Annotated in this window: 7 protein-coding genes; all 7 read left to right on the top strand. The window is 50.2% G+C overall.

Annotated elements, in window-relative coordinates; genetic code table 11:
* Positions 1–96 precede the first annotated feature (96 nt).
* From J122_RS04905 to J122_RS27035, 7 genes are read left to right on the top strand one after another with little or no spacing between them, the layout of a single operon-like run.
* Positions 97–621 (top strand): GNAT family N-acetyltransferase, encoded by a 525-nt coding sequence (locus J122_RS04905; protein WP_061331448.1) that lies wholly within the window; start codon positions 97–99, stop codon positions 619–621.
* Positions 618–1,718 (top strand): DegT/DnrJ/EryC1/StrS family aminotransferase, encoded by a 1,101-nt coding sequence (locus J122_RS04900; RefSeq protein WP_061331447.1) that lies wholly within the window; start codon positions 618–620, stop codon positions 1,716–1,718. Before J122_RS04905 ends, J122_RS04900 begins: the two co-directional genes overlap by 4 nt.
* On the top strand, positions 1,718–3,229 hold the full coding sequence (locus tag J122_RS04895; protein ID WP_061331446.1) for an O-antigen translocase: 1,512 nt from the start codon (positions 1,718–1,720) through the stop codon (positions 3,227–3,229). The genes J122_RS04900 and J122_RS04895 overlap by 1 nt, the downstream gene beginning before the upstream one ends.
* A gap of 2 nt (positions 3,230–3,231) precedes the next feature.
* Positions 3,232–5,061, top strand: coding sequence for an ATP-dependent nuclease (locus J122_RS04890; RefSeq protein ID WP_061331445.1), 1,830 nt, complete (start codon positions 3,232–3,234; stop codon positions 5,059–5,061).
* Between the two features lie 36 nt (positions 5,062–5,097).
* Complete coding sequence (locus J122_RS04885) at positions 5,098–6,105, top strand: glycosyltransferase (protein WP_061331444.1); 1,008 nt, start codon at positions 5,098–5,100, stop codon at positions 6,103–6,105.
* Positions 6,102–7,184, top strand: coding sequence for a glycosyltransferase (locus J122_RS04880; RefSeq protein ID WP_061331443.1), 1,083 nt, complete (start codon positions 6,102–6,104; stop codon positions 7,182–7,184). The genes J122_RS04885 and J122_RS04880 overlap by 4 nt, the downstream gene beginning before the upstream one ends.
* A 40-nt stretch (positions 7,185–7,224) precedes the next feature.
* Positions 7,225–7,701, top strand: a complete 477-nt coding sequence (locus J122_RS27035) for a sulfotransferase family 2 domain-containing protein (RefSeq protein ID WP_061331442.1) — start codon at positions 7,225–7,227, stop codon at positions 7,699–7,701.
* Positions 7,702–7,819: the final 118 nt, after the last annotated feature.

The raw sequence follows: 7,819 nt of genomic DNA, 5'->3' as shown, positions 1-7,819 counted from the left end.
ACACGACACGACACGACACGACACGACACGACACGACACGACACGACACGACACGACACGACTGATTGAGCCGATGCATGCTGCGAGGCTCGCGGCATGAACACGCTCGAAAGCAAAACACTCAGATTGCGTTTAGTTGAAGAAAACGATGCAGATTTCATCCTGAGTTTGCGCCTGGATGAGCGTTACAACGCTTTCCTATCCGCTGTTCCACCGGATGTCGAGGCGCAAAAGCAGTGGATCAGAAAATACAAGCACGACGAGCAAGCTGGAAATCAGTACTACTTCATCATTGAACGTATCGATGGTACCCCTTGTGGCACCGTTCGGGTCTACGACCTGCGGGAAGACTCTTTTTGCTGGGGAAGCTGGATTTTAAACCAGAACAAAACCCGCTATGCCGCCCTTGAAAGCGCCTTTCTGGTTTATGAATTTGGTTTTGAACACCTTGGCTTTGAAAAATCGCATTTCGATGTGATGAAAGGCAACAAAGGCGTAATCAAATTCCATCAACGGATGGGCGCAGTGCAAATTGATGAAGACGAGCAGAACCTGTACTTCGAAATCACCAAAGCGGCTGTCGAAAATGCCAAACAGAAACTAGCAGATAAAATTAAATGACCGTTCCTTTCCTAGACCTAAAAGCCATCAACGCCCAATACCGAGACGAACTCGTAGCCGCCGCCACCCGAGTCATCGACTCCGGCTGGTACATCCAGGGCAACGAAGTAAAAGTCTTTGAAGAAGAGTTCGCGGACTATTGCGGCATTAAGCATTGCATCGGTGTAGCCAACGGCCTGGACGCTCTCACCCTCACACTTAGAGCCTGGAAAGAAATGGGCAAGCTGAAAGAGGGCGACGAAGTCATCGTGCCAGCCAATACCTACATCGCCAGCATACTGGCCATCACCGAAAACCGCTTAAAGCCCGTACTGGTTGAGCCCGACGAGGCTACTTTCAACCTGTGCCCTGAAAAAACCGCTGCGGCCATCACCCCCAACACCAAAGCTATCGTTGCGGTTCACCTCTACGGCCAGATATCCCCAATGCCAGAGCTGATGCAATTGGCGGATGAACACGGCCTGTTGGTTCTGGAAGATGCCGCCCAGGCACACGGGGCCAGTATAGAAGGCCGCAAAGCCGGCAGTTGGGGCCACGCTGCTGGATTTAGCTTTTACCCCGGCAAGAACCTCGGCGCATTGGGCGATGCGGGAGCCGTTACCACTGATGACGAGGAACTGAGCAAAATCATCCGGGCATTGGGTAACTACGGTAGCCACAAGAAATACGAGAACCTTTATCAGGGCGTAAACAGCCGGCTGGATGAGATCCAGGCCGCCATGCTCAGGGTCAAACTGCTCCATCTGGACGACGAAATCGAAAGCCGGCGGAATGTGGCGGAATATTACCTCGCTCATATTGATAATCCGAAAATTCAGTTGCCAGCAGTAGGCAACCGAGAAAGCCACGTTTGGCACTTGTTTGTGGTGCGTTCGACCATGCGGGACAAGTTGCAGCAGCATTTGGCGGAGCAGGGTGTGCAGACATTGATTCATTACCCGCTGCCGCCGCACCAACAACAAGCATACAAGCCATTCTCGGAAATTTCGTTGCCGTTGACCGAAGAGATTCACCGCTCGGTATTAAGCCTCCCAATGGGGCCTCACCTGACTCCCGAGCAGGTGAGCCAGGTGATAGAGGCGGTCAATCGCGTCTAATGACCAACTCCAACTCCTCTAACTCTCGCGGGCTGATCCGGTCCATGCTGGTGATCGGCTCCGCCCAAGTGGTCAATATTGCCCTCTCCATAATCCGCATGAAAGTTATCGCCGTGCTATTGGGGCCGGCTGGGATCGGGTTGTTGGGAATTTACAACAACCTCAAGCAGATGGTGGGTAATGCCGCCGGGCTGGGTATGGGGTCCAGTGGAGTCAGGCAAATCGCAGGTGCGAAGGGGGATGCGGAAACTTTGAACCGGGTCAGCCGCGTTCTTCTGGCGGCCCACCTGATACAAGGTACCTTGGCCATGGTCGCAGTATGGCTGTTTCGTGTGCCCTTGGCGGTTTGGTTAACTGGTGATGCCACACTCTCCACTGAGATTGGTTTGGTGGGCATCGCGATCCTGTTATCGCTGTTGGCAACAGCTCACACGGCGCTACTTCAGGGCCTGCGCCGCATTGGCGATTTGGGCCGGGTGACCGTTATCGGTGCATTTGTGGCCACTGTGTTCGGTTTATTGGCTGTTTGGTGGTTTGGTAAAGCCGGACTGATCTGGTTTTTAATTGTGCAGCCGTTAACAAACCTATTGGCGGCTTTGTTTTTTATACGAAGGTTGCCAAGAGAAGCCGCCATCTCGTCGATGGGCCTGAAAGAAATCTGGGCAACCTGGAAACCAATGGCGCGACTTGGTGCAGCTTTCATGGCGGGTGGTCTTGCAACAACGGGAACGTTATTGCTAGTGCGAGCCTTCGTAACCCGGGAGCTAGGATTGGATGCTGCCGGCTATTTCGCCGCAGCTTGGGGTATTACTATGACCTACGTCGGTTTCCTTCTGGGTGCTATGGGGGCCGATTATTATCCACGGTTGACCGAAGTAATTCACGATCGAGATGTAGCCAATCGTTTGATGAATGATCAGGCACAATTGGGGCTCGCCATTGGCGGCCCCGTACTATTGCTGCTGATTGGTTGGGCTCCTTGGCTCATCACCCTGCTATATGCTGGTGACTTTGGGCCAGCTGCAACACTCTTGCAGTGGCAGACAGTTGGTAATGTATTCAAGTTGGCCAGTTGGGCGATGAGCTTTGCGATTGTTGCGGGCGCCCATGCTCGAATTTATTTCTTCATGGAACTCAGTTTCAATGTGGTGTTCCTGGCGCTGATCTGGCTGCTATTGCCGACGGTGGGGCTGGAAATTACTGGCGTTGCATTTCTACTGGGTTACGTAGCTTATTTTGCTACCGTCTATCTACTTGTAAGGCATCTCCGGGGCTTTCGCTGGCAAACGCTTTCACTAAAATTATTTGGGTTTCAGGTGATTTTGTCGTTAAGCATCCTCGTTATTGCTATGAATAGCCCAAGTTTAGGCCTCTTCATCTCACCATTAGTCGCGGTTGTGACCGGGGTTGTGGGGGTGCGTATAGTGCTGCAAAAAACTGGGCCTGAAGGGCGGTTGGCCACCAAAGGTTATGCTCTGTATAACAAATTAGGTTGGCCAATCAGGAGCTGATAATGCACCATCTCTCCCACATTCACATCAAGAACTACCGATCGTGTAGAAACATCGAGCTGGCATTAGGCAATTGCACGCCCATCGTTGGTTACAACAATGCCGGTAAATCCAATATTATGTCAGCCATTGCATGGCTGATATCACCGACGGCTCTGGCAGTTGGGGATTTCTATGACGCCAGTAAACCGGCCTCAGTAGAAGCAACCATCGAAGGGCTTGATGATGTACTTCTGGATAAATTAGAAGCGCAGCATAGAAACAAGTTACAACCGTTTATTGAAAACAGCACCTTGAGAATCCGCAGAGAGCAAAAAGAGCCCGGCGGCAGTGTTAGCAAAGCTGTGAAACTTGAGATCCGGGAACCTGGGCTAGCTGAGGGCGATCCGGCTGCCTGGAAGCAAAACCCGACGGGTATTTCTCAAGCGTTACAGGTGTTGTTTCCTGAACCGATATTCATTGGAGCAATGCAAGACGCTGCAGAAGATGCAACCAAATCGAAAAACGGTACAACTCTGGGCAAGCTGCTTGCTGAATTCACTAGTTCCCTTGAAAAGGAACACGGTGTCAGGTTACAAGGATTGCTGGATGATGTGCGCCAATACCTTGCGCCAGAAAGCCCTTCCAGAATTACGCAATTGAATGACTTTGACTCTCAAGCAACCTCCGTGCTCCAGGATTTTTTTCCGGGAATAAACATACATCTTGACATTCCCGTTCCTGAAATTGCATCGGTATTTCGGCAAGGCACGGTGCGGGTGAGTGAAGATGGGCGCGGCACTATCCGCGATTTTTCCAGTCTCGGTCACGGTGCGCAGCGAAGCATCCAGATGGCGTTGATACGCTACCTCGCAGATATAAAGTCGAACGGAAGTGACGAGGGCCAAAGGCGCCTTCTTTTGATTGAAGAGCCTGAGCTGTTTCTACACCCGCAGGCCGTGGAGCAGTTGCGAGCAGCGCTGACCAAGCTTTCTGAGGGGGCCTATCAAGTAGTGTTCGTCACCCATTCACCGATGATGATTGATAGAAAATCCATTGTCGAAACGAGAATAGCTAGAAAGTGCCCCTCCACGGGCCAGACAGTAGTGATGCCCAGCATGGCCGAAGCGCTGCGTAAACGTATCACCGATAATGATACTCAGCTACACACGGCATTTGATCTTGCCAACGCCAGCGCCTGGTTGTTTAGCGACAGAGTGGTCATTGTTGAAGGGAAAACCGAAAAGCGAATCCTGCCTGCACTTTACGAATCCATAAAGGGGTGCACTTTGGCTGCTGACAGAATAGCGACGGTTACCCTTGATGGCGTTGGTGGTATGAAAGGTATGTTGGGCGTGTTTAAAGAATTGGGGATAGAAGCCTTCGGTATCGCAGATTTTGACTATGCCCCAAGCCAAGCTATAAAACATGGCTTGTTATCCCGAGGGGACGAAGACTTGCGTGAATGCCTAAGCCAGATTGCTGCTATGGCAGAGAGCGATTCTGGCATCAAAATCGGCGGTGATGGCAGGCCAACGAACAAAAATGCAACCAAGAAGGCTGCGCAGGTATATGCGGAATGGGCCGCAACTGACGAAGGGAAGCCTGTCGCTGAGAAACTGCATGAAAAGCTGAAAGCTCACAATGTTTGGATCTGGCCGCAGGGTGATATAGAAGCTGTTCTTGGCTTGTCGGGTGCGAAGGACGAGCGTGAGTGGGAGGAGTTTTGTAAAAGGTTGGATGACGGTGAGTTGGGCGATGTGGCTGAGAGTTTGCCGACTGTTTGTGAGTTTTTGGAGTGGTTTTCTGACGCTCCACAACTACACGCATCTTCCCCCACTATAGTTTCGTAGTTTCGCCAGTGATGCTGGCTTATCAGGATTTTTCAAATGATGCAGGAAAGTACACAAGAACGTCCGTTAGTAACATTTGCTTTGTTTGCCTATAACCAGGAGAAGTATATTCGGGAGGCAATCGAGGGGGCGTTTGCTCAGACTTATGAGCCTTTGGAGATTATTCTTTCTGATGATTGTTCGACGGATCGAACGTTTGAAATTATGAGAGAAATGGCCTCTGAGTATAAAGGGCCCCATCGAGTAGTTGCGCGAAAGACGAAGCAGAATCGAGGGACGTTTAACCATGTTCTAGAAGTTTATGGTGAAATGTCTGGAAAGTTGATGATCCTGAGTGCCGGTGATGACATTTCTTACGAAAATAGATGCTCAGTAATTGTCGATGATTGGAAAAAGTCAGGCGTAAAAGTTCTTTTTTCAAATTTTGAGAAAATTAGTGACTCGGGCGAATCTCTTGGGGTTGATGAATCTTCCGGAGACAAGGAAATAATGGGATGGTTTTCTGCCGAGAAAAGGCAAGAATTTAACCATGGTGCGACGACAGCTTATGATCGTTGCATGTTTGATGGCTTGCCATATTCGGAGACCCCTGTTTTCTCTGAAGATGCAGTTTTTTATTTTATAGCATCTATTCGGAAGTATGAAATAAGGAAAGTTAGAGAGCCGTTGGTTAAATATCGGCAATCAATTAACTCAATATCAAACGCCAGTCATCCTAAAATAGGAAAATCTGATATTGAGGACTTTGAGCGTAAAATTTCATGGATGGCAGATTCTTATATATCCCTGTGCGACTACATATTAAGATTTTTGTCAAATGATTTTGAGCATGTTGAGATAAAAAAGAGAGTTATGAAAACTCGGAGATTTGCTGTTATTAGAAAAGAGTGGCTACGCAGAGATATTTTAGGTAGATTGGGCTTAATTTTAATGTGCCGAGATAGTAGAGAATTTCGTTTCCTCGCCCCCCGTCTTTTGGGGCTTAACTACTTTTCTACAGTTAAGTCGAGGAGCGTTCGTATGGAAAAGACCTATAGGTCATGATTGTATCGATCATACTTCCAGATCTCCGCCCTGGTGGTGCCGAGCGCCTCCACGTAAACTTAGCTGAAGAGTGGGGGCGTTCCGGTGTTTCGACAGAGTTCGTCTTGCGGAATGCAGTTGGCGAGTTATTGAACCACCTCCCTGCATCGGCAAAAGTCGTTGACCTAAAGGCGGCTAGAGTCAGAAATGTTCTCGGCCCTTTGATTCAGTACCTAAAAGAGAGCAAACCAGACGCAATTATTGCTGCAATGTGGCCGCTAACTGTATTTGCGCCTTTGGCCGCTCGGCTCGCGGGATACCAAGGTCGCGTCATCATCAGCGAACACTCGCCTTTATCCATCGCCTATCGCCGCCATGGGCGATTACACCAGCTGGTTATGCGGGCTTCCCAGCGCGTGTGTTATCCGTTGGCAGATGTGAGAGTTGCCGTTTCCTCTGGCATTGCAGATGATCTGGCATCGTTGTCCGGCCTTTCCCTAAAACAGTTCACCGTGATCCACAACCCGGCCGCATTAGGTAAAGTCAACGCCAATGCCGCGTGTCCAGAACAACTCAGTGGGCGCCCGGGGCCGATCATCCTCACTGTTGGTACTTTGAAGCCGGTCAAGCGGCATGATCTCCTGATTGAAGCCTTTGCGCGCCTGCCAGCTTCGCTTGGTGCAACTTTATGCATTCTTGGCGAGGGGCCGATGCGTGAGGAGTTAGAGCAGCAGATTGATCGTCTTGGGCTTCAGGGCAGGGTTTTACTTCCAGGGTTTGCGGTAGACCCAGGGCCTTGGTATGGGCATTCTGATTTGTTTGTATTGTCCTCGGATTATGAGGGTTTTGGGAATGTGATTGTTGAGGCCATGGAGTATGGGGTGCCGATTGTGAGTACGGATTGCCCCGTTGGGCCAACGGAGATTTTGGCTGCCGGGCAATACGGAGCCTTGGTGCCAGTTGGTGATGCCCATGCACTTTCTCAGGCAATTCTTGCTGCCCTAACTGAAAAGGGCGACCAGGCCGCGCTTAAGCTTCGGGCTAAAGATTTCGCCATTGAAATTATTGCTCAAAAATATCTTGAGTTACTCGCTTCATAAAACCTCATTCGAAACCAGAGATCGAGCATAAGGTGCCAGTATGACATTGTCAGCAAAGCAGCAGCTCCGGCTTCGCGCGAAGTCGGTCGAGTTTCGATTGCCGTTAAGGCTTGAAAAAGCGGCTGTCAAAGTGGTACCCGGGCTCCGTTCTGACCCGTGGCTCCCCGGTGAGCGTGAACTGGGTGTTATCTTCACGCACGTCCCCAAGTCAGCAGGCACTTCGATTGTCGACAGTCTATTTGGCCAAAAAAGCCGTCACGTCCCTATCCTGCGTTATGCAGCACATGATGAACAGAGGTTCGCTGAGTCATTCAAATTCACGTTTGTTCGCAATCCCTGGTCTCGAATTCATTCTGCTTATCATTATCTTCACCGTGTCGTTGGCAAGGGCGATAAATTCGTAGACTGGACTTGGGCTACGCATTACCTGTCGGATGTACCTACGTTCGAGGAATTTATATTGCGTTTGAGGAATTTATATTGCGTTTGCGTGACCCCCGTTACCTCCGTGAGGTAAAGAGATATGCGCATTTCCGGGATCAGATGGACTGGATCTCGATCCCTGGACGGGGGGGGGGGGGGATGGATTTTATTGGCCGTTTCGAATCGCTGGATGCAGATTTTCAGAATGTTTG

It is taken from the genome of Marinobacter excellens LAMA 842 (assembly GCF_001574445.1).
Taxonomy (GTDB): Bacteria; Pseudomonadota; Gammaproteobacteria; order Pseudomonadales; family Oleiphilaceae; genus Marinobacter; species Marinobacter shengliensis.
The sequence above is the reverse complement of the archived record's forward strand: the minus strand, read 5'-3'. Positions and strand labels throughout refer to the sequence as shown.